Raw genomic sequence first — 20,720 nt, 5'->3', positions numbered from 1 at the left:
GGCCTGAAAAATCTTAAGAAACTCTATATGTTCCGAGGACTGCTTATCCTGCTGAGTCCACCACATTTCTGTTGAGGCGTGATCCAAGTGAAGGGAGCAGTCCCAACAACCGTCTAGCAACCGTCTAGAATGGGGACTGAACTCCCCATCAGGAGGAAAGCCCTATGCCAGGTATCTTAGCGGCCATTGCCCTGATCTTTATCGGCTACCTGTTCAACTCGGTCAAAATCATCAGCCAGGGATATGAGGCACTGGTAGAGCGTTTAGGCAGGTTTCACCGCAAGTTGACCCCAGGATTGCACTTTATTCTTCCCCCCATCGATAGGATTGTGTTCCGGGAAACCATCCGCGAGAAGGTGTTGGATGTGCCTCCTCAGCAGTGCATCACCAGCGACAACGTCTCTTTGATGGCCGATGCGGTGGTCTACTGGCGCATCACCGACATGATCAAGGCCCGCTATGCGGTCGAGGACGTGCAGCGGGCTTTGATTAACCTGGTGCTGACGGCTCTGCGGGCAGAAATTGGCCGTATGGATTTGGATCAAACCTTTTCCTCCCGCGCCGAGATCAACGCTCGCCTTTTGACAGAGCTGGACGAGGCCACAGATCCCTGGGGGATCAAGATCACCCGCGTGGAAGTCAGGGACATTCAACCCTCCAAAACCGTGCAAGACTCGATGGAAAAACAAATGGCTGCCGAGCGGGAAAAGCGGGCCGCTATTCTGAAATCAGAAGGGGAGCAGCAGGCCAGCATCAACCAGGCTGCGGGGGCCGCCAAGGCACAGCTATTGCGAGCAGAAGCGGAGAAGCGAGAGCGGCTGCTGCTGGCTGAAGGCACGGCTGAAGCCATCAAAACCATTGCCGCCACGCTGCAGGAGAACCCAGAGGCAGCCAATGCGCTGCAATACCTGATGGCGCAAAATTATATTGACATGGGCCTCAAGGTGGGCAGCAGTCCCAGCGCGAAGGTGATCTTCATGGATCCCAATTCGATCCCTGGCACCCTGCAAGGGCTGCTCTCCATGGTGGACGTGGCTAAGGGTGGGGAAGGTTCTCGCACAGTGACCTCTCAGAAGCTGCGCACCCCGACCGCTTTCCCAACCGAAGTGGACTTTCCCCGGCTCGACTGAGTTGACTGACCATGATGGCCCAGGATCCGGCTTGGCTGCTGGTGGGACAGGTGGTGGCGGCCCACGGCTTGCGGGGCTGGCTGCGGGTTAGGTGCTGGTCGGATTTCCCAGAACGCCTCACAGAGCCCGGACCGCGCTGGCTGCAGCGGGATACGGATCCCGAGCCCCTGCTGCACCCCTTGATCGAGGGGCAGTTTTTCCCGGCTAAGGGTCTTTATTTGGTGCGACTGGAAGGGATCCCCGATCGAACGGCGGCTGAGACTTGGGTAGGAGCTAGGCTGCTGGTGCCGGCTTCCCACCGCTTGCCCCTGCAGCCGGAAGAGTACCACTACCGCGATCTCATCGGCTTGACCGTCTATCGCCAGGGGGAGCTGCTGGGACATGTTTCGGGGATTTTGGCAGCCGGCCAGGATGTGCTGGAGATAACAACCCCTGATCACCGGCAGGTGTTGATCCCCTTTGTGAAAGCCCTGGTGCCCGTCGTGGATTTGGAAAAAGGCGCACTGCACGTGCAGCCGCCGCCTGGGCTGGTGGAGAGCTTTCTGGGTTAGAGTTCGACAAGACGGCCTGACTTCCGTACCTGCATCCCATCCTGAACTTGGCCCTCAGAAGCGCCTGTGTGGCCGTTCTAGCCTTTTGTGCTATTATAGGGGCAGTTTTTTGATGCTAAGCTCATCCTAGGCCTTTAAGGTCAATTTTTCTGGGTTTCTGTTGATCTTGGCCGGGAGCCTTCTTCGGAATTGGAGTTGGGAATGACGGAAAACTACGGTGCAGAGCAGATCCAAGTTTTGGAAGGCTTGGAGGCTGTGCGCAAGCGGCCTGGCATGTATATTGGCTCCACCGGGCCGAAGGGGTTGCACCATTTGGTGTACGAGGTGGTGGACAACTCCGTTGATGAGGCCCTGGCCGGCTATTGCGACGATATTCAGATCAGCCTGCATCCCGACGGCTCGGTAGCCGTCTTGGACAATGGCCGTGGCATTCCGGTGGACATCCACCCCAAAACCGGTCAGTCGGCCCTGGTTACGGTGCTGACGGTGTTGCATGCGGGGGGCAAGTTTGGCGGTGGCGGCTACAAGGTCTCCGGCGGGCTGCACGGCGTGGGCGTATCGGTGGTGAATGCCCTCTCCGAATGGGTGGAGGTGACGGTTTGGCGAGAGGGCAAGGTTTACTTTCAACGGTTCGAGCGCGGGGCGGTGGTGGGATCCCTGAAATCCGAACCCCAGCCCAAGGGATCCAATCGACGGGGTACAGAGGTGCGCTTCAAGCCGGATGGGCTGATCTTTCCCGAGCGAGAGTTCGACTATGCCCTGCTGGCGGCCCGCTTTCGCGAATTGGCCTACCTCAATGCCGGCTTGAAAATTACCTTTAGCGATCTGCGGCGGGATCCGCCCCACTGCGAAACCTATCAATATGCAGGCGGCATCAGGGAATATGTAGCCTTTATCAACCACGAAAAAACGCCCATCCACTCCGACATCATCTACATCCAAGGGGAGCGGGATGGTGTGGAGGTGGAAGTGGCGCTGCAGTGGTGCTCGGATGTGTACACCGACAATTTGATCGGCTTTGCCAACAACATCCGCACCAACGAAGGGGGTACCCACCTGGAGGGCTTGAAAACCTCTCTTACCCTCACCATCAACAGTCAAGCCCGCAAGCTCAACAAGCTGAAAGACTCCGACAGCAACCTGGCCGGAGAAAATGTGCGCGAGGGGTTGACGGCCATCGTCTCGGTCAAGGTGCCCAACCCCGAGTTTGAGGGGCAAACCAAAACCAAGTTGGGCAACACCGAGGTGCGGGGCATTGTGCAAACCCTCGTCTCCGAGGCGCTCACGGAGTACTTGGAATTCAACCCCAACGTGGCCAGGGGGATCGTCGATAAGGCCATCCAGTCCTTCAATGCTGCCGAGGCAGCCCGGCGGGCCAGGGAATTGGTGCGGCGCAAATCTGCCCTGGAATCTTCCACGCTGCCGGGGAAGTTGGCCGATTGCAGTTGCCGCGACCCGGCGGAATCTGAGGTGTATTTGGTGGAAGGCGACTCTGCAGGCGGCAGCGCCAAACAGGGTCGGGATCGGCAGTTTCAGGCGGTGTTGCCCCTGCGCGGCAAGATTCTCAACATTGAAAAGGCAGATCCCGCCAAGATCTACAAAAACGCCGAAATTCAGGCCATGATCACAGCGCTGGGTTTGGGGGTGAAAGGGGATGAATTTGATCCTAGCCAACTGCGCTACCACCGCATCATCCTCATGACCGATGCTGACGTGGACGGCAGCCACATTCGCACCCTGTTGCTGACCTTTTTCTACCGCTATCAAAAGGCGCTTCTGGAACAGGGCTATGTCTATATCGCCTGTCCGCCGCTCTACAAAATCGAGTGGGGTCGCAACAATGTTCGCTACTGCTACAGCGACGCCGAGAAAGACCAAATCCTGCGGGGGCTGCCTGCCAACGCCAAGTACACCATCCAACGGTTCAAGGGTCTGGGGGAAATGATGCCTGAACAACTTTGGGAGACCACCATGAACCCGGCAACGCGCACCCTCAAACAAATCACCATCGAAGATGCGGTGGAGGCGGATCGCATTTTCACCATCTTGATGGGAGATGCCGTTGGCCCCCGACGGGAGTTTATTGAGGCCCACAGTGCCCATTTGGATCTGGCGGCTCTCGATATTTAGCGACTCTCGATATTTAGCGACTCTCGATATTGGGTGGAGAGAACTCTGTCCCGCCTCTTCGGGGCCCACGGCAGGGGGAAAGTGCTCCGCACCGCTGGCGCGAACGTAACGGTGTTGCAGACGAGGCCGCGAGCAGCCAAAAGCTCCCGGACGGGGCAAGATCCCAGTTGCAGCCCAGACCCTGTGGCAAAGTGAGGGAGGAGCGCTCAAGATCCTGCCATGCCTGCATTCCTTACCGCTCTTCTCGCTGCGCTGGGGGGCTATCTCCTGGGATCCATCCCGACCGGCTACTGGGTAGGTCGTTGGTGGGGAGGCATCGATATTCGCCAACAGGGATCCGGCTCTACCGGAGCAACCAATGTGTTGCGGACGTTGGGCAAGGGGCCCGCCCTGCTGGTGTTGCTGGTGGATGCTGCCAAGGGGGCAGCAGCAGTTGCCCTGGGATCGGCCTTGGGATCCGCGTGGTGGGTGGTTTTGGCGGCATTGTTCGCAGTGATCGGCCATAGCCGTTCCTGCTGGCTGGGCTTCAGGGGGGGCAAATCGGTGGCCACCAGCCTGGGGATCTTGTTGGCTATGGCTTGGCCAGTAGCCCTGACAACTTTCGGCGTCTGGCTGCTGGGGCTCGCCCTCACCCGCATCGTTTCCTTCAGCTCCCTGCTGGCGGCAGTGGCGGCTCCGGTGGTGATGTGGGCAACAGCTCAACCTTTGCCCTATTTGTTGTTTGCGTTGGCGGGCGGGGTGTATGTGATCGGTGCTCATCGGCGCAACATCGAGCGCCTACTGGCCGGGTCGGAGCCGCGCATTGGCCAAAAATGGACGCAATCTCCCTAATTTTCAAGGCACTGTGAAGCAGCTGTATTACTCCGCAACGCTATGCAACCGACCACAGTGGTTTTTGTCTACGGATCCCTGCTGCGGGGCGGCCAATACCACAGCTTGCTGCAGGGGGCAGAATTTTTGGGGACAGACAGCCTCAACCACATTGATCTTTACAGTCTCGGCCCCTACCCGATGGCAGTTCGTGGCCGAAACCGGCTCTACGGCGAGTGCTACCGCATCCCCTTGAGTCTATTGCCCCGATTGGACGAACTGGAAGACCACCCGCGGGTGTACGAACGGCAGTGGGTGCAACTGGATAGCGGCACCTTTGCTTGGGTTTATCTGGGTCGGCCTGAGCAGGTGCAAGGGTGCTCGCTCATCCCCAGTGGCCGCTGGCTGGTTAGAGATCAAAGTGGAGCTTGACGCCCTCAACATACTGGGGCGGCAACAAAGACTCTATCCCACTGTTGTGCTCCGCACCACTGTCGCGAACGCGAGTGTGAACGGCTGCGGACGGATCCCATTCTTGGGAATCAGGCTCTTTGGCGGAGAGAACACCAGCATCCACAGGGCTGGAAACGCGCTCCAGGTAGTAGATGCGATCCCCGCGTCGCCAAATGTCTGGCTCAGGCAGGTAGAAGAGCCGACCCGGTCGAGATGAGCCGCTCCTCAGCCGCTGCGGGCGCACCAACAACAAGGGCAGGCATAGATCGGCTTTGATTCGATAGGCAAACTGATCCCGCAGCCGTTCAAGGGTGGGATCCTCCAGTCCCATCTGGGCCAGGAAGGGATTGGGCAGCGCTGTCGGGAGCGACTCTTGAGCTGCTAAGACAAAGGACTCCGTCCTGCTGTCGCGAACAGCCTTGTTGCTTGCCTCTGGCAGGGCCGAAGCCGAGAAGGGGAGGGGTAGGCCCAAGTCCGCCAACGTGGGTAGGGTGATCGAGCGCAGCTCGGCCCGATTGGCCTCCAGATAGCCGGCCCAGCGCTGCAGTTGGGAGAAGGAAGGCTGCAAGGTGCGGATCCCTTCTGAGATAGGCATATCCGGCAGCAACACCGTCCAGATGGTGGCAGAAACCGAGAGCTTAACCATCAACTCGGCAATGGCCCAGTTCACCTGCGGATCCAGAGTGAGGATCAACAGGGTTTCCGCATGGTCGATATCAGCCTTCAACAGAGCAGACTCGTTCAGCACGGCCTCCTGCAGGGATCCGGGGGCAGCCTCTGGCTTCGGGTCAGGTTTGTGGGTGCCATTGCCATGTTGCTCTGCACCACTGTTGCTCCGCATCCCTGACGCGATGGCGGCACGACGCTTCTGCGAAACGGAGTCTTTGGCGTCCGCTGAATGGGAAGCTTCGTAGCTGCCATACCCATTTTTGGAAGCCCCAGAAAGCAGTGGGATCACCTCGACTGTCTGGTTCAGCGAGCGCATCAACTGGGCCAATTGGTTGGTGAGGGGATGATCGCCGATGATTACGGTGGAACTGCCCTGATCCAGACCCAGCCAGCGGGCCACCCAGGCTGCCGTCAACCCCTGTACCGTCACCGTCACCGAGATCGTCAAAAACACCAGCGCCTTGAGGGCATCTCCCCCGGTAATGCCGCGTTCTGTCAGCAAAATGGCAAACAAGGACGCCACCGAAGCCGCCACAATGCCCCGAGGAGCCAGCCAAGCCACAAACAGCTTCTGCCGCCAATTCAGGTCGCTGCGCCAGGTACACAGCCACACGCTCAAGGGGCGGATGACCAGCATCAAGCACAGCACTGTGGCCAGGGATCCCCAGCCCAGGGCAAACACCGCCTTGAGGGAGAGCGTGGCGGTAAGCAAAATAAAGATCACCGAGATGGCCAACACCACCAACTGGCCGTGAAACTGCCGCACACCCCGCTCGGCAATGGCCGCCTTCTGCCGCACCACCAGGCCCGCCATCACCACTGCCATCAGCCCCGCCTCCGATCGCAGCGACTGGGCCAAGGCAAACACCCCCAGCGCCCCTGCCAGCACCACCGAGTTGCGCAACTCCTCGGTTAAAAACTGCCGCGACCAGAGCAGGAAGGATCCCATCAGCCAGCCCCCCAGCGCTCCCACCGCCGACCCGATGGCCAGACGGCTGGACAACTGTTCCAAGGCCATGAGAAAACTGGGATGGCCGGAGAGCACCACCTGCAGCACCACCACTGCCAGAATGGCCCCGATGGGATCGATCAGCACCCCTTCTCCCTCCAGGAGCGTGCTGACTGCCGGATCGACCCGTACCCGCTTCAAGATGGGGTTGATCACCGTCGGCCCTGTTACCACCACCAGGGATCCAAATAAAAAGGCCAGCCGCCAGGGAAACTCTCCCAGATAGTGAGCTGCTGCCGCTCCCCCCACTAGGGTCAGCAGGGATCCCAACAAAACCAAGTTGCGCAGGCTATCCGATACCGGATTGAGGCGTTGCAGCCGCAGGTTCAGCCCCCCCTCAAACAAGATCAGGGCCACCGCCAACGACACCAGCGCCTCCAGCCCGGATCCCATGACTTGGGGGTGAACCCAGCCCAAACCATCTGGCCCCAGCAACAGGCCAAACAGCAGCAGGAAAACAATGCTGGGCACTCTGACAACATTAGCCAGCACCTGAGCAGCGATCCCGGCCACCAGGGCTAGCGTAAACAGGATCGTCAGCTCAAATGAATCTTGCATATTGAGGCTTAACCGAACGCAATAGCGGGACGGAGCCCTTACCTTTCCAGCTACTGAACGCTAACAATCTCGTCGCTGCCATCGTTAACGTCGTTGTTGCTCCGCAACGCTAACGCCAATACAAACTGCTGAAAAGTCTCCAATCGTCAAGGGGGCTCTACCCATCACGTCAGCAGTTCATGAGCCCAAACACGCAGAGCTAACTCATGTGTGTCGGCCCCATGAAGTTGCAAAAGCTACACTCAGCCTGCTTCTCGCTACAGTACACACGACTTACCTCAACGTATCACAGAGCGGGCTTGACGACCACTCTGGCGTTGGGCAGCTCTGTTGGGAATTGAAAGCAAATCGACATGCTGCCAAAAATCTCCCCTTCTAGGCTTTCTCGCCTTCCGGGTGGCTGAGACCCGTCTCTAAGGGCTTAACGCGACGGATGGGCAGATTGGCAATGAGAGCAGTCGTTCCCCCTTCCGTAGCCAAATGAAACTGCATCCCCTCTGAATCTAGCTCCACATAGCGCGACACCACCCCCAAAATTTCTAGGCGCATCGATTCCAGTGCCGCTGGGGTGAGATCAGCGCGGTCATGGGCCAAGATCAGCTTTAACCGTTGCTTGGCTTGATGGCGGCTGTTGCCGGAGTGCCGAGAAAAAAGCTGATCCAAAAAATCGAGGAGCATAGGTTTTGCCGGCCTTGTTACTCAGTTGTGAAAGTTGTGAACAGGTCAAAATTGCCATTCCAATCTGGATAAAGTGGGGAAAAACGACAAAACAGTTGTCAGAGCACCTTTTGGTTTAAAAACCGTTTGGCCCGCTCCCAAAAAGACTCGCTCAAGCTGGCCAGCTTGGGAAACTCCACCGCTTCCCCTTCTAGCCGTCGGGCAATGCGCTGGATGGCCTGAGCAGCCAGAGTTGGATTGGCGGAGAGAACCAGGGGCTCCCCTTTGTTGGTGGAGACGATCACCTCGCGGTCTTCTGGAATAATACCCACCAACGGGATGGCCAGCACCTCCACCACATCTTCCACCGACATCATCTGGCCGGCTGCCACCATGTCCGGGCGCAGGCGGTTGACAATGAGCTGAGTCGATGAAATCTGGGCGGCTTCCAACAAGCCCACCACGCGATCTGCATCCCGCACCGCTGCCACTTCTGGGGTGGTGATGATGATGGCCTCGTTGGCCCCGGCAATGGCATTGCGAAACCCTTGTTCGATCCCTGCCGGACAATCGATCAGCACGTAGTCATGGCTGCTGGCCAGCTTCTCGATCAACTGGCGCATCTGATCCGGATTCACCGCCGTTTTGTTGCGGGTTTGGGCTGCCGGCAACAGCGAGAGATGGGGGGTGCGCTTGTCTTTCACCAAAGCCTGCTCGAGGCGGCACTCCCCGGCAATCACCTCTAGGGCCGTGTACACCACCCGATTCTCCAGCCCCAGCAGCAAGTCCAGGTTGCGCAGGCCAAAGTCTGCATCCACCACCACCACCGAGCGACCCAAGCGCGCCAAGGCAGTGCCCAGGTTGGCCGTCACGGTGGTTTTGCCGACTCCACCTTTACCAGAGGTCATGACGATGACTCGGCTCATACTCCTCTCCGCAGAAAATCTTGAAGGCTGGCGATGCAGATGACATCTTCCTGTAGGTAAACCACTTCAGGGGTGTTGGGCAGGGATCCGCCTTCTGGCGGACGGGCCACCTGATTGGCAATGCGCAACTGAGTGGGCTCCAACTGCAATGCCAAGATTACAGCCCCCTTGTCGCCGTTGGCCCCCGCGTGAACCAAGCCGCGCAAGCGTCCCCAAACCCAAACATCTCCTCCGGCAACGATCTCGCCGCCGGGGTTGAGATCCCCCAACAGGAATACGGATCCTCTGTGACGCACGGACATGCCAGAGCGCACTGTCGAACGTAGGTACAGAGGTGTGGTGTCTGGGGGAGCAGGGTGAACTGCCTCCAAAAGGGAAGATTGCTCCACAGAATACCCCAACGTCGCTGCTGCAATCGCTGTCGAGCGGGATCGAGTTTGAACGCGCCACAGTTGCAGTCCATGCTGAGACAATAGGGCAGCAAGAAGTTGTAGGGTGGGCATGTCCAGCTCTCGCTGCTGGCTCCAGAGGGTGAGGGGAGCGACCCCGGCCCAGTAGGGTTTGCGGCTGCGCAACTGCCAAACCAGGTTTTCCCAAAGCTCTTCCCAAGGTAAGGTGCTGGGCAAGTGCAGATGAATCCCTTGTGCATCCGACCGAAAGTAAACGCTGCCCGTGGCCCAGGAGTCTGGAGATGGGGAGATTTCAGGGTTCCATGTAGGGGATCCCGTCATGACCGCCCTTAAACGTCTGCCTGAATATAGAGCCCTATCCTATTCCATTCCCCCAAGCCAGGGGAAACTCTCTCGGCGGTTGCCCTTGATAGCAAAGCGGTTTCGCTTGGGTGGCAGGACAATCTTGCTTCGGGATCGCTAACTTGAGGGTACTTGATGGAGCCAATTCCTGATGTTGAAACCTCGCCACACCCTCAGGCTGCTCGCGCCAGCAGGACAGGATCCTCTCCTCTCCAAGGGGTGGAGTTCTCGCGCGGTGAGACCGGTCGCCATTGCCCTACTCAGCATTCTTGCGGCATCTGGGATGGGATCCCCTGCCCATGCCCAAGATCTGGGCCGTTTGCTGATTCATGGCCTTCAGTGGCTGCAGGTGAGCCAGTTGAACGATGCCCAAGAGGTGAGCTTAGGCCGCCAGATCGATCGACAACTGAAAGCGCGGGGACAACTTCGCCTCAGTTCGGATCCCTACTGGGTCGAGCGGGTGAACCGCATTGGCCAACGGGTGGCCGCCCACAGCGAACGGCCCCATCTGCCCTACACCTTTCAAGTGGTGGAAGATCCCGACATCAACGCCTTTGCCACACTGGGAGGCTTTGTCTACATCACCACTGGTGCCCTCGCAGCCGCCGACAACGACGACCAGATTGCCGCCGTGCTGGCCCACGAGGTGGCCCACATCGGCGAACGCCACGGCCTGCAACAACTGCAGCAGGCTGCCACTGCCCAGTTTGGGGCTCAATTGTTGGGGCTCAACGACAGTACCCTGGCCGCTCTGGCCCTGGAATTGGGAGTACGGCGCCCGCAGAGCCGTGAAAACGAGTTTATCGCCGATGAAAAAGGTCTGGGGGCAGCCTATCGCGCCGGGTTTGACCCGCAGGGCATGCCGCAATTTTTGGCCAAGTTGCAATCCCGCGGATCTGTGCCAGAGTTCCTGCGCACCCATCCCCCCGTCTCGGAGCGCATTGCCCGCCTCAACCAGCTCATCATTCAGCACGGCATGGTCAGCCCAGCCGGTCAGACCGTTCCACTCCACGGCTCCGGCGGCTCCATTTGGCCCTCCGGATCCCCCGAACAAACCCAACGCACCGAGATTGAGATCCTGCCGCTACTCCCTGTCCTGCCCTAACTCGGCACAGAGGGATCCCTTCTGCCCAAGGCCGGCTGAAATGGCTCTCGCTCCCAATCTTTGGCCTTGATGACTTCCTGTGTTTCTTGGTCGGGGATGGCTACTGGTGGAGCTGTGCTTCACAGCAAAGGCAGACCGCGTAGTCTCCGCAACTGGTTGAGGTGGGCCGGGCAATCACAGCCGAATAGGGCAACAGCTGCGTTGCTTTCTTCAAGGGTGAACTCTAGGAAAGGAGGCTCTGTCACCTCGACTTCAGCCCAGGACTCCGTCTCGCCAACGCGAGCGGATGGGATGGGATCCTTCTGCTCGGGAACAAGAAGAGGATGTCTCCACGGCAGAGAACGGGAGCGGACAACATTCAGGTCAAATGGGGGCGCGTCCAGGGTAGAAGCTCGAGCTGCAGGAGCAAACCAAAGCAGCAACGCCCACAGAGCCGGTGCCGGCCACCTTGCCCAGCGCCAATAGGAATAGGGGATCCCTGCCATAGACCTTGCTAGCTCACTCCAGCTTTAGTGTACCGTCCGTTTTGGGTTTTGCCAGGGAGTGGCTGAAGTGAAGAGTTGGTTTAGAATATCTTTAGATTTGGGCCCATTTGAACTGGGGGAGGCCGACCTTTAGCCTTGCCAACGGTATGCCTCTTCCGCAGCGCTCCACTGGATCTAGCTTGCTGCCCTTTCCCGTCCTGTTTTGTTCATCACCTCTATCAACTCAGGAGATTCTTATGGCCGTTCCAAATGGTCGTTCCAGCACGCTTCCAGAGCAAGAAGCTTCTTCTGTGGGAAAGGACGCTCTTCCGCCAACGCAAACGGGTAATGCTCTAAACCTGGCTCCCCTGCCTGCTGATGGAGCCTCTGGGGCTGCTCAGATGCCGGTACTGCTGGAGGAGAAATCCGGCCCACCGGTGTTTCCCAGCCCTGTCAAGTTCAGCGAAATTGGGATTGATCATCGTCCGGTCGGGGCTTCGACCCTGAAAGTGGTGGATTACTATGCCGACGGACGTCCAGTTACTGCTGCAACTCTCAAAGTCGTGGACACCTGGGGCGAGGGACGCCCAACGGTTGCCTCTGGGGCCAAATTCATCCATGATCCCACGCTCAATCGCCCGATAATGGCTGATGGCCTGAAAATTGCCAAAACCTTTATGGGCAATCGCCCCATTGAGGCCAGCCCCCTCAAGGTGATGCGCTAGCCCGGATCCCCAAGGTGGGCCAGGGATCCCCTTGCTAACCTGGGTTGGGGCACATCCGGTTAGTGATCATGGAGATCCTGGCAGTTCTCTTGGGGCTGTTGGCGGGCTTGGGAGGAGGAGCGGGCTATCTGGCGGATCAGACGGCGCGGCAGCTTCTGTTGGATCAGTTGGATCGGGCAGAGGTTTTGGAGGTGCGCATCCAAAGCCAGCCCAATTACCGGCTGCTGAATGGCCAAGCGGATCGCCTGCTGATCGCCGGTCGCGGGCTCTATCGAGCGCCCTTTCCCCGCATCGAGCTTCTGGAGCTGGAAACCGATCCGGTGGCAATTGACCCCTCTTTTTTCCAGGGGGCTCCCTTGCGCCTGACGCGACCTCTGCAAGCTGCGGTGCGGGTGGTGGTGCGAGAAGAGGACTTGAATGCTGCCCTCAACATGCCAGAGGTGCTCCGCCAGTTTCAGGATCTCCGGGCCGATCTGCCTTTTGGGGGAGCGGGAAGGGAAGCTCGCCGTTTCGATCTGCGTCAGCCCCGCGTCGAGTTTTTGGATCCCAACCGCATTCAGCTCTCTGCCCTTTTGGTGGAGGAAGACGGCGGTACCGAGCAGAAGGACTCCGTCCAGCCAACGCGAGCAGTGGAGGTGGTGTTCAACGCTGGGATCCGCATGGAGGAAGGGCGCAGCCTAAAGCTGGAGAATCCGGAGTTTGTGATCGGTTCTGTACGGGTTCCTGATGAGATCTCAGCAGCGTTTTTGGGCGGGCTCAATGAGGTGTTTGACCTGCAAGAGCTGGAAGAGAGCGGGATTCTGGTGCGGGTGCTCAGCCTGGAGATAGAGCCTGACCAATTGCAGGTGATTGGGTTTGTGCGGGTGGAGACGCTGGAAAGGACTTTGTCCCGCTAACGCGAAGGTCGGGGATCCCTGTTGAGCGTGGATGAGCTTCTTGAGGCTGCGCTCTAGAAAAGGGGCTGCTCTGTCAAACTGGATAAAGAGCAGCCAGGCTGGAGATGGGATTATGGCCTTCGATTGGTTTCGCCGCCGCTATACCGACTCTACCGACTCTTCTGGTGAAGCAGAGCCTTCGCCACCGGCCCCGGAACCGGCGGAGATCTCCCCGGAAGACTATTTGGCCTTCGCCAAAGCCGCCTATGCCAACCTGAAGGCCCGTGCTGCTGCCCAAGCCCCACCGGCAACCCAGGACTCTGTCCCACCTGCGCCAGCGGAAGGGATCCCTGCAGAATCCGTCCAGCCACAGCCACCGGCCTCGACTGAGGAATCCGTCCCGCTTGCGCAAGCAGAACCCCGCGAACCTGCCCAGCCCCCCATTTCAACAGAAGAACCCATTTCTCCAGAATCGCCCTCTGGGCAGTCGGCGGCAGCTCTCTCATTTTTCGATCTGGCTCCCCGCGCTGCTGAGCGTCTCCAAGCCCTGCAAGCCAGCGCTGTGGACGAGCCCAAACCCGAGGCGGCGACTGCAGCGGTTGCTCCTTCTCCAGAGACTGGGCCGGAAGAGCTGGTCTTCGATGAGGGCTTCCGCTGGTCAGCCGAGATCCTGGCGGCCCAAGGGCGCAAACCGGAAGAGATCTCCGTTGAGGAAATCTCCTGGCTGCAAAAGCTGCGGCGAGGCTTGGGCAAAACTCGCCTTAACCTGATCAACCAGTTGAAAGCGCTGGTAGGCCGCGGCCCCCTGGATCAGAAGGCTGTGGAAGAAATTGAGGCCCTGTTGCTGCAGGCCGATGTGGGGATCGACGCCACCGAGCGGATCATCCAAGCCCTACAAAAGCGTATGCGAGAGGAGGTGGTGCCCCCAGAGGAGGCCGTCAAATACCTCAAGCAGCAGATGCGGCAGATGTTGACGGTGGGGGATCCCACCTTTGCGCCGCAACGGGACACGCTCAACATTTGGTTGATTGTCGGGGTGAATGGGGCGGGCAAGACCACCACCATTGGCAAAATTGCCCATGTTGCCCGCGAGTCTGGGTACCGCTGTCTGATTGCTGCTGCTGATACGTTTCGGGCTGCTGCTGTGGAGCAGCTCAAGGTTTGGGCAGAGCGAGCAGGGGTAGAGGTGATCGCCAATCCCTCTCCCAATGCCGATCCGGCAGCAGTGGTCTTTGACGCCATCACAGCCGCCAAGGCCAGGGGCACAGAGCTGCTGTTGGTGGACACGGCAGGCCGTCTGCAAAACAAGAAAAACCTGATGGACGAGCTGGCCAAGATCCGCCGCATCGTCGATAAAAAAGCTCCCGAAGCCAAGGTAGAAAGCCTTCTGGTGCTGGATGCCACCCAAGGGCAAAACGGGTTGCGCCAAGCCGAGGTATTTGCCGAGGCTGCCAAGTTGAGCGGCGTGATCCTGACCAAGCTGGATAGCACCGCCAAGGGGGGGATTGCCCTGGCCATTACGCAGCAGATGAACCTACCCATCCGCTTTATCGGCGCCGGAGAGGGGCTAGAAGATCTGCGGCCTTTTTCCAGCTACGAGTTTGTGGAAGCTCTTCTAAGCGAGTATTGAGGCACCCCCTCTCTGAGAAGGGCCATTGTGAAAGAGAGACACACAGATCCAGGCTTTGTTGGGCGTCGCCCCCGCTTTCTGCCCTGGAGTGCTGCAGTGGTGGGGGCAGGTTTGCTTTGGGCTTGGGGTGGGCACCGCTGGATCCAGAGCGGGTTGAACCTGGTTCGGGCGGGATCCACGCAGGATACAGAAGCTTTGCAGGAATTTGTAACCACCTTGGCTCAGGTGTTGTCGGGGGTGCTGGGCTTTACCCTCTCGGTGGTGGCCATTGTGGTGCAGTTGAGCGCGGATCGCTTCACCCCCAAGGTCACGGAGCTGTTTTTGCGCGAGAAAGTCAATTTCTACCTCTTCTTTTTCCTGATTCTGGCCAATGTGGTCAGTTTGTGGAGTTCGGCAGCCCTGGGCTTTTACGTTCGTGTTGGCGTTGCGGAGCAACACCCTCCAGGGTTGCTCGTCGGGCTGAATCTGCTGCTGGGCACAGCTTCGTTTTTGATGCTGATCCCCTACTTTCGCTTCGTGTTTCACTTTTTGCAGCCGGCTTCGATTATCCATCGCATTGAGCAGCAAGTGCGGCAGGCCATCCTGGGATCCCTTGCTTCCAGGAGATCAGGATCGGACTCCGGATCCAAGAGGGGCTATTTCTCCCGTTGTTCACTGCAACTGCGGCCTCGTCACGACAACGTTGTGCAGCAACAGCGATGCGCAGGAATACAGGGTGCCGTAGGCATAGCAACAGAGCAGCACTCTCCAATGGGCGAATGCTCGCCAGCTCATCAGCGCTGCCTCTCGGCTCTGGATGAAATCAAAAGCATCGCCACCAGTGCTCTCCGTCAGCAGGAGGGGAGCATTCTCCTGGAAGCCTTGGACAGCTTGAAGTCTCTGTGGGTCTTCTATGCTGCTCACAAAGCACAACTGCCCCCTGCCTGGTTTCTCTTTACCCCGGCTCTGCGGCGGGATCCAGACTTTGCTTCGGTGGATAAGGGACTCTTGAGCCAGATTGAGGCAGAGGGATCCTGGCTGGAGCTGAAGATACTGCGGCAGTATCAAGCCTTGTTTGCCGAGGGGCTAAACGGCATGCGCCAGGCAAGCACCCTGGTGGCCATTCACAGCCGGGAACTGGGGATCCGCGCCCTGGAAACCCAACAACTCACGGTAGCGGGGTGGGTGATCAAGTTTTTCAATACCTATCTGCGGGCCGTCATCAACGCGCGAGACATCCGCAGCGGCTACAACCTGCTCAAGCAATACCGTTTGTTGGCCGAGGCAGCCCTGCAACAGCGCCATTCGGCTCTGGTCTTGCAGATTGTTGGCTACTTTCGCTATTACAGCCTGATTGCCTACAGAGCGGGCCTCTTTTTCTTGTCCGAAACCTTTGGCTTCGATTTGGGAATGTTGGCCCAGTCGAGCTGTGCTCTGGGCTCTGAAACAACGGAAGCCATTGTGCAAGCCTTGTTACGCCTGGATCAAGACCCCGTTCGCGTCAGCGGGACGGAGTCCTTAAGCGAGCAACAGGAAACTACCCTGCGTGGGATCCGCAAAACCCAGGTGCGGGTGGCAGCCTATTTCCTCAGGTGTGGGCGGGAGGATTTGGCCAAGCTGATCTATTGGGATATGCAGCACGAGCCCCTGGCGCGCCTACAGAGCATCCGGCAAGAGCTACAGTCCACCACGGCTGTTATCGCTACTCGGACGGAGTCCTCGTTCTGGGAGTTCACCGATCGAGGGGAGAACTTCTACTTTCTCGAACCGGCTCTGCAACCCTATGCCGACCAATTTTTTGGGTGGTTTCAGGGGCTAGCCGCCGTGCAGGAGGAACAGGGATCCGTGGAACTTCCTTGAAGAGAGGAGACCGGATCCCTCACGGCAGAGTTTAAGCTGGGGCAGGGCTGCTGCTTGTTGTCGTTCCCTTGTCCCATGCGTCCTTTGAGTCACCTCTTCGCGTCAGCGTTGCGTAGTCACAACAGCCCAGGCTTTTCTCCCCCCAGGGGATCTCTGGGATCCAGCTCCTTTGTCCGGTTTCGCCGCAATCCTCATCTGCTGCCCTTTTGGGGCCTCAGCCTGCTGATGATGGGCTTGGCGGTGCCCCTGTTTGTGCTCTCGGGGGCGGATCCCAGTTTGGCCGGCTGCGACGAGAGCTTTTACGCCCAGATGGCCCGCGAGCTGCTGCGGAGAGGGGATTGGCTGGGGCCCACTTTTTTGGGAGAGCCCTTTTTCGAGAAACCCCCTCTGCTCACCTGGAGCGTGGCCTTCAGTTTTGCCCTATACGGGGTGAATGAGTGGGCGGCGCGGCTGCCGGGGATCCTCGCTGCTCTGCTCTCCATTCCCCTGGTGGGCTGGATTGGGCGACCTTTTTTGCCAATGCGGGCGGTCCTTTTGGGGATGGCAATTTTGCCCTTGTGCTACCTCTGGGTGCAGCAGGGGCGGCTGGTGGGGCAGGATGTACCTCTCACCTTTCTGGAGCTGCTGGGGATCCTGGGGCTGATTAACGGCATCCACGGCCACAAGGTTTGGTTTTGGCTGACCGGGGTAGCCTTTGGGCTGGGCCTGTTGATGAAAAGCGCCATGATCCTGCTGCCGGGGGCGGCTTTGATCCCCTACCTGGCACAGCACCGGCGACAGTGGCTGGGATCGGCTCAATTCTGGCTGGCGCTTGGGCTGGGCTTGGGGATGTTCGGCCTCTGGCTGGGTCTGGCCATGCAGGTGTATGGCCCACAGGTGCTGACCACCCTGGTGGGGAAGGTGTGGGATCTGGGGCAGGAGCCCTTCCATGCCGATGCCACCGGCTGGTACTACTTTTGGCACATTCCCGTTCATGGCTTCCCGTGGACGGTTTTGGCCCCGGTGGGAGGCTTTCTCCTGGTGCGCCAACAGCCGGGATCCACGCTGCTGATCTGGTCTTTCCCCCTGCTGCTGTTGTTGTTGTTGCAGCTTTATCCCACCAAAACCCCCTACTACACCGTGCAGCTTTACCCCTGGCTGGCTCTCTTGGCCGGGGTAGCCTTGGATCAAGCGTTGGCTATGCGGGGTCGCGTCAGCGGTGCGGAGCACTTAAAGCCCCGTCTGGCTCAGGTGATCTCTTGGGGCCTGGCAGCGGTGGGGCTGCTGCTGTTGGGTTTGGGGGTGGCCGTCCGGCTGGGCGTAGACGGTCTGGAGCTTCTGCAATCCCACGCTTGGCCGCTGGTGGCGATGGGTCTTTTGTACCTCTTGCTGCCGGGGATCTGCAGTTGGTGGCGGGTGTTGCGCTGTGCCGGCAGTCTGTGGGTGGGAACCCTCTTGTTGGCCGGGATCCTCGCTATGATCACCATCGTCTTGCGGCCTGATTTCGGCAACTTCAGCCCTGCTTTTGCCCGCATGGATTGGAGCCAGATGCTGCCCCCGTCCGTTCGCGTTAGCGGGACGGAGTCCTCGACAGAGGCTGGGGAGACGGTGGTGGATATTGGCCGCAGCGGCTTGCCGGATGTCTGTCAGGCCCAGGCCATCGCTTTTTATACCCCTAATCCGGGGAGATGGGTGGATGATCAGGCTCTGCGACGAGGGGAGCATGGAGACTACCTTTGGGTATCTCCGGTGCAGGCAGAACAGGTGGAGATCCGGGATTTGGGGTTACAACCTCTGGCGGAGGTGGAGGGCTGGCAACTGGTGCGCCGTTTGGATCCCCTCTTGGAGCAGGGCAGCGGGGAGCCTCTTTGAGTTTAAAAATCTTAAGTTTAAGAATCCTAGGAAGTGTTAAAGCATGGCGGGAATAGCGGAATCGGGCCGGTCGTGGGTGTCTCTAGAGCGTACCTGGGTAATCCAGGGATTGGCTTGGCTGGCAGCGCTGCTATTTGTGGCGGGGGTGATCCTGCTGGCGGGGGCTTCCCCTCTCCAGGTAGCGGCCAGCATGTGGCAGGGGGCCTTCGGCACTGAAGCTCAGTTTGGCCGGGTTTTGGCAACGCTGGCTCCCCTTGTCCTCTGCTGCTGTGGGCTGGTGTTTACGTTTGTTGCCGGTCTCTACAACTTGGGCATCGAAGGGCAAATGGTGGTCGGGGCAATTGCGGCCACGTTTCTGGTGCGTCTGGAAGCGGGATGGTTGCCGCCGCCACTGGCCATTACCTTGGCGCTTTTGGCCGGGATCCTGGGGGGGGCGGGCTGGGGCCTGTTGGCTGGGATCCTGAATGTGTGGGGGCGGGTCAACGAGATCTTCGCTGGGCTGGGGCTGAATTTTGTTGCCCAAGGTTGGGTGCTCTACCTGATCTTCGGCCCTTGGAAAAGGCCGGGGGTGGCTTCCATGAGCGGGACGGAAGTGTTGGATCCCCGTCTGTGGTTGCCCACCTGGGGGCGGTCAGAGGCCAGTCCGGTGGCGTTGCTGCTGGCCCTGTTGGCTTTGGCCCTGACGGTGCTGGTGGTGGGCAACACTCGCTTCGGCCTGCAGTTGCGGGCGGTGGGGAAAAACCCTGTAGCTGCTTTCCGGTTGGGGATCCCGGCTACCCGCAGGTTGCTCATGGCATTTGCCTGCTGTGGGGGCTTAGCAGGGCTGGCGGGCGCCTTGCAGGTGTTGGCTCTGTTCCATCGCCTCATCCCCAATATCTCCAGCAATTTGGGCTTTCTGGCCTTGTTGGTGGTGATGCTGGCAGGCTTTAACCCCCTGCTGATTTTGCCGATTGCCTTTTTCTTCAGCAGTCTTAACATCGGCAGCTTGCAACTGCCTCTCTCTTTGCAATTGGAGTCTTCTTTGGCCGGTGTGATTCAGGGATCCCTGGTGTTGTTCGTCTTGCTGGCCCAAGGGATCAGCCGCCGCTACTTCCTTGGGAAAGGTTAATGGCTTCGGCGATTTCTGGGATCCCTTTGCGTTAGCGTTGCGCAACAGCGAGATTCAACTCCTATCGCGGGGGAAAACTTTGGATTTTTCTGCTCAGGACAGTGGTGCGGTTCCTCTGCCGTAGGCATAGCACCATCAACATTGGGAAATGAGGCTATCGTAGAAGGATGAATCGGACATCCCCTTTTTCAAATCGACCGCTCATCGGCGTTACCACTCGCAACCGCAATGACGAAGGAGACTTCGTAGCGCCGGGACGCTATGTGGACGCCATTCGCGCTGCCGGAGGGATCCCCGTTCTTTTTCCCCCAGGCGAAAGTGAGCCTCAGGATTTGCTGTCTTGGGTGGATGGCCTGGTGTTGACCGGTGGCGGCGACCTCTGCCCCAGCACCTACGGAGAAGATCCGCAACATCCCCAGGTGCGCTATGTGAACGCGGAGCGGGATCGATTTGAGGTGGCCTTGGCTCAGGCCGTGCTGGCCCAGGGGATCCCTGTTTTAGGCATTTGCCGGGGGATGCAATTGTTAAATGTGGTCAGTGGCGGCAAGCTGATCCCCCATGTGCCTGATGTGTACGACGAGCTGGATCACTTCAACCCCGCTGATCGCAAGCCCATTCGCCACAATGTCAGCCTGATCCGCTCCACACGGCTACACCAAATCGTCGGCGCAGAAGAAATCTCTGTGGTCTCTTGGCACCATCAGGCCATCCGCGATGTGCCCTCAGGTTGGCGTTTGGCTGCCCGTTCTCGAGATGAGCTGATCGAGGCCATTGAACACGAAACCCACCCCTGGGCTGTTGCCGTGCAGTGGCACCCCGAGTTCACCTTTGAAGAAGCCGAGCACTTCCGTCTGTTTCAAGCCTTTGTGCAGGCAGCACTGCGTTTTTCCCCGCGCCTAGCTGGCCTGCTGCCCAACCCTGAGCCCGTACCCCAAGTCGCCTAAAGGAAGGTTCCCAGCCAGAGGACAGTCCTGCCGTTGGAGAATCATCCAACAGTTATCCCGTCAGTTATCCCGTGCTAACTTCTAGGCGGTGCCCCCTTGTCAAGAAGCGCCGATCGCGGTAGCGGGACGGAGTCCTTTCCCGTCAGGGTGCCGTACGCATATGAACAGGAAGCGACCGCTGGAGAGGGTTGTCTCTCTAGGGCTGGCTTTTGCCAGCTCGGCTCTTTTGGGTGCCTGCGGCGAGTGGAACTCTTCCCGAGCAGACCGGGTCAGTTGCCTAGCGATGCCTTTGTGCGCCTTTACGATGCCATCGGCAATGAACTCTGGAGCCACCAGTTTAGAACCCCTGACCAAGAAAACTGGGTTGCAAGCCCTGCCCTTAAGGGCGGCTTTTACTTCATCGCTACGTGACGCTTTCGCGGACGCCTGCGGCGGCGCAGAGCGCTATAGTCTGTCTTAGGTCGTGTTGATCTTATGTTAGGATAGAGAGAGTAATTTATAGAGGAAAGAGGATGAAGTTGGTTTTTTTAGATG

Annotated in this window: 18 protein-coding genes; 13 read left to right on the top strand and 5 right to left on the bottom strand. The window is 59.0% G+C overall.

Features of this window, described 5'->3' with window-relative positions:
• Positions 1-164: 164 nt before the first annotated feature.
• From NW849_RS04655 to NW849_RS04635, 5 genes are all read left to right on the top strand, one after another.
• The gene (locus NW849_RS04655; RefSeq protein ID WP_414356189.1) at positions 165-1,130 is read left to right on the top strand and encodes an SPFH domain-containing protein; all 966 of its coding nucleotides are present in this window, start codon (positions 165-167) and stop codon (positions 1,128-1,130) included.
• A gap of 11 nt (positions 1,131-1,141) precedes the next feature.
• On the top strand, positions 1,142-1,681 hold the full coding sequence (gene rimM, locus NW849_RS04650) for a ribosome maturation factor RimM (protein ID WP_414356187.1): 540 nt from the start codon (positions 1,142-1,144) through the stop codon (positions 1,679-1,681).
• A gap of 201 nt (positions 1,682-1,882) precedes the next feature.
• A complete protein-coding gene (gyrB, locus tag NW849_RS04645; RefSeq protein ID WP_414356185.1) occupies positions 1,883-3,811 on the top strand; it encodes a DNA topoisomerase (ATP-hydrolyzing) subunit B in 1,929 nt (642 codons plus the stop codon).
• Positions 3,812-4,030: 219 nt separating this feature from the next.
• Positions 4,031-4,642 (top strand): glycerol-3-phosphate 1-O-acyltransferase PlsY, encoded by a 612-nt coding sequence (gene plsY, locus NW849_RS04640; protein WP_414356184.1) that lies wholly within the window; start codon positions 4,031-4,033, stop codon positions 4,640-4,642.
• A gap of 42 nt (positions 4,643-4,684) precedes the next feature.
• Positions 4,685-5,053, top strand: a complete 369-nt coding sequence (locus tag NW849_RS04635) for a gamma-glutamylcyclotransferase (protein ID WP_011431987.1) — start codon at positions 4,685-4,687, stop codon at positions 5,051-5,053.
• Here NW849_RS04635 and NW849_RS04630 read toward each other — a convergent pair.
• From NW849_RS04630 to minC, 4 genes are all read right to left on the bottom strand, one after another.
• The gene (locus tag NW849_RS04630; protein ID WP_414356182.1) at positions 5,031-7,310 is read right to left on the bottom strand and encodes a cation:proton antiporter; all 2,280 of its coding nucleotides are present in this window, start codon (positions 7,308-7,310) and stop codon (positions 5,031-5,033) included. The two genes, NW849_RS04635 and NW849_RS04630, sit on opposite strands and share 23 nt — an antisense overlap.
• 375 nt (positions 7,311-7,685) lie before the next feature.
• Entirely contained in the window at positions 7,686-7,988 is a 303-nt protein-coding gene (minE, locus tag NW849_RS04625; protein ID WP_414356181.1) for a cell division topological specificity factor MinE, read from the bottom strand.
• 98 nt (positions 7,989-8,086) lie between these two features.
• Positions 8,087-8,893: a septum site-determining protein MinD gene (gene minD, locus NW849_RS04620; protein ID WP_414356180.1), complete on the bottom strand. Its 807-nt coding sequence runs from the start codon at positions 8,891-8,893 to the stop codon at positions 8,087-8,089.
• Positions 8,890-9,624, bottom strand: a complete 735-nt coding sequence (gene minC / locus NW849_RS04615) for a septum site-determining protein MinC (RefSeq protein ID WP_414356177.1) — start codon at positions 9,622-9,624, stop codon at positions 8,890-8,892. Before minC ends, minD begins: the two co-directional genes overlap by 4 nt.
• A gap of 172 nt (positions 9,625-9,796) precedes the next feature.
• Between minC and NW849_RS04610 the strand changes: the two genes are divergently transcribed.
• Entirely contained in the window at positions 9,797-10,750 is a 954-nt protein-coding gene (locus NW849_RS04610) for a M48 family metallopeptidase (protein WP_011431982.1), read from the top strand.
• A gap of 119 nt (positions 10,751-10,869) precedes the next feature.
• On the opposite strand, the gene NW849_RS04605 is transcribed toward NW849_RS04610, so the two are convergent.
• Positions 10,870-11,235: a hypothetical protein gene (locus NW849_RS04605; RefSeq protein ID WP_414329642.1), complete on the bottom strand. Its 366-nt coding sequence runs from the start codon at positions 11,233-11,235 to the stop codon at positions 10,870-10,872.
• A gap of 236 nt (positions 11,236-11,471) precedes the next feature.
• Between NW849_RS04605 and NW849_RS04600 the strand changes: the two genes are divergently transcribed.
• From NW849_RS04600 to NW849_RS04570, 7 genes are all read left to right on the top strand, one after another.
• Positions 11,472-11,939 (top strand): hypothetical protein, encoded by a 468-nt coding sequence (locus NW849_RS04600; RefSeq protein WP_414356176.1) that lies wholly within the window; start codon positions 11,472-11,474, stop codon positions 11,937-11,939.
• A gap of 68 nt (positions 11,940-12,007) precedes the next feature.
• Positions 12,008-12,835 carry a DUF2993 domain-containing protein gene (locus NW849_RS04595; protein WP_414356175.1) on the top strand — a complete coding sequence of 276 codons (828 nt, stop codon included), beginning with the start codon at positions 12,008-12,010 and terminating at the stop codon, positions 12,833-12,835.
• 112 nt (positions 12,836-12,947) lie between these two features.
• Positions 12,948-14,444: a signal recognition particle-docking protein FtsY gene (ftsY, locus tag NW849_RS04590; protein WP_414356173.1), complete on the top strand. Its 1,497-nt coding sequence runs from the start codon at positions 12,948-12,950 to the stop codon at positions 14,442-14,444.
• 27 nt (positions 14,445-14,471) lie between these two features.
• Positions 14,472-16,283 carry a DUF2254 family protein gene (locus tag NW849_RS04585; protein ID WP_414356171.1) on the top strand — a complete coding sequence of 604 codons (1,812 nt, stop codon included), beginning with the start codon at positions 14,472-14,474 and terminating at the stop codon, positions 16,281-16,283.
• A 75-nt stretch (positions 16,284-16,358) separates the two neighbouring features.
• Positions 16,359-18,134 (top strand): ArnT family glycosyltransferase, encoded by a 1,776-nt coding sequence (locus NW849_RS04580; protein ID WP_414356169.1) that lies wholly within the window; start codon positions 16,359-16,361, stop codon positions 18,132-18,134.
• A 43-nt stretch (positions 18,135-18,177) separates the two neighbouring features.
• A complete protein-coding gene (locus NW849_RS04575; RefSeq protein WP_011431976.1) occupies positions 18,178-19,242 on the top strand; it encodes an ABC transporter permease in 1,065 nt (354 codons plus the stop codon).
• 167 nt (positions 19,243-19,409) lie between these two features.
• Positions 19,410-20,186 carry a gamma-glutamyl-gamma-aminobutyrate hydrolase family protein gene (locus NW849_RS04570; RefSeq protein ID WP_414356167.1) on the top strand — a complete coding sequence of 259 codons (777 nt, stop codon included), beginning with the start codon at positions 19,410-19,412 and terminating at the stop codon, positions 20,184-20,186.
• The last annotated feature ends 534 nt before the right edge of the window (positions 20,187-20,720 follow it).

Origin of the sequence: Synechococcus sp. R55.3 (assembly GCF_047461975.1) — a bacterium.
Lineage (GTDB): Bacteria > Cyanobacteriota > Cyanobacteriia > Thermostichales > Thermostichaceae > Thermostichus.
Note: the sequence above shows the minus strand (reverse complement) of the source record. Positions and strands in the feature narration are given on the sequence as shown.

Coding starts and splice junctions, on each gene's coding strand:
- NW849_RS04575 (WP_011431976.1), top strand. CDS start 18,178: ATGGCGGGAATAGCGGAATCGGGCCGGTCGTGGGTGTCTCTAGAGCGT.
- NW849_RS04595 (WP_414356175.1), top strand. CDS start 12,008: ATGGAGATCCTGGCAGTTCTCTTGGGGCTGTTGGCGGGCTTGGGAGGA.
- minD (WP_414356180.1), bottom strand. CDS start 8,893: ATGAGCCGAGTCATCGTCATGACCTCTGGTAAAGGTGGAGTCGGCAAA.
- NW849_RS04655 (WP_414356189.1), top strand. CDS start 165: ATGCCAGGTATCTTAGCGGCCATTGCCCTGATCTTTATCGGCTACCTG.
- NW849_RS04580 (WP_414356169.1), top strand. CDS start 16,359: ATGCGTCCTTTGAGTCACCTCTTCGCGTCAGCGTTGCGTAGTCACAAC.
- rimM (WP_414356187.1), top strand. CDS start 1,142: ATGATGGCCCAGGATCCGGCTTGGCTGCTGGTGGGACAGGTGGTGGCG.
- NW849_RS04610 (WP_011431982.1), top strand. CDS start 9,797: ATGTTGAAACCTCGCCACACCCTCAGGCTGCTCGCGCCAGCAGGACAG.
- minE (WP_414356181.1), bottom strand. CDS start 7,988: ATGCTCCTCGATTTTTTGGATCAGCTTTTTTCTCGGCACTCCGGCAAC.
- NW849_RS04570 (WP_414356167.1), top strand. CDS start 19,410: ATGAATCGGACATCCCCTTTTTCAAATCGACCGCTCATCGGCGTTACC.
- plsY (WP_414356184.1), top strand. CDS start 4,031: ATGCCTGCATTCCTTACCGCTCTTCTCGCTGCGCTGGGGGGCTATCTC.
- NW849_RS04635 (WP_011431987.1), top strand. CDS start 4,685: ATGCAACCGACCACAGTGGTTTTTGTCTACGGATCCCTGCTGCGGGGC.
- NW849_RS04630 (WP_414356182.1), bottom strand. CDS start 7,310: ATGCAAGATTCATTTGAGCTGACGATCCTGTTTACGCTAGCCCTGGTG.
- gyrB (WP_414356185.1), top strand. CDS start 1,883: ATGACGGAAAACTACGGTGCAGAGCAGATCCAAGTTTTGGAAGGCTTG.
- minC (WP_414356177.1), bottom strand. CDS start 9,624: ATGACGGGATCCCCTACATGGAACCCTGAAATCTCCCCATCTCCAGAC.
- NW849_RS04600 (WP_414356176.1), top strand. CDS start 11,472: ATGGCCGTTCCAAATGGTCGTTCCAGCACGCTTCCAGAGCAAGAAGCT.
- ftsY (WP_414356173.1), top strand. CDS start 12,948: ATGGCCTTCGATTGGTTTCGCCGCCGCTATACCGACTCTACCGACTCT.
- NW849_RS04605 (WP_414329642.1), bottom strand. CDS start 11,235: ATGGCAGGGATCCCCTATTCCTATTGGCGCTGGGCAAGGTGGCCGGCA.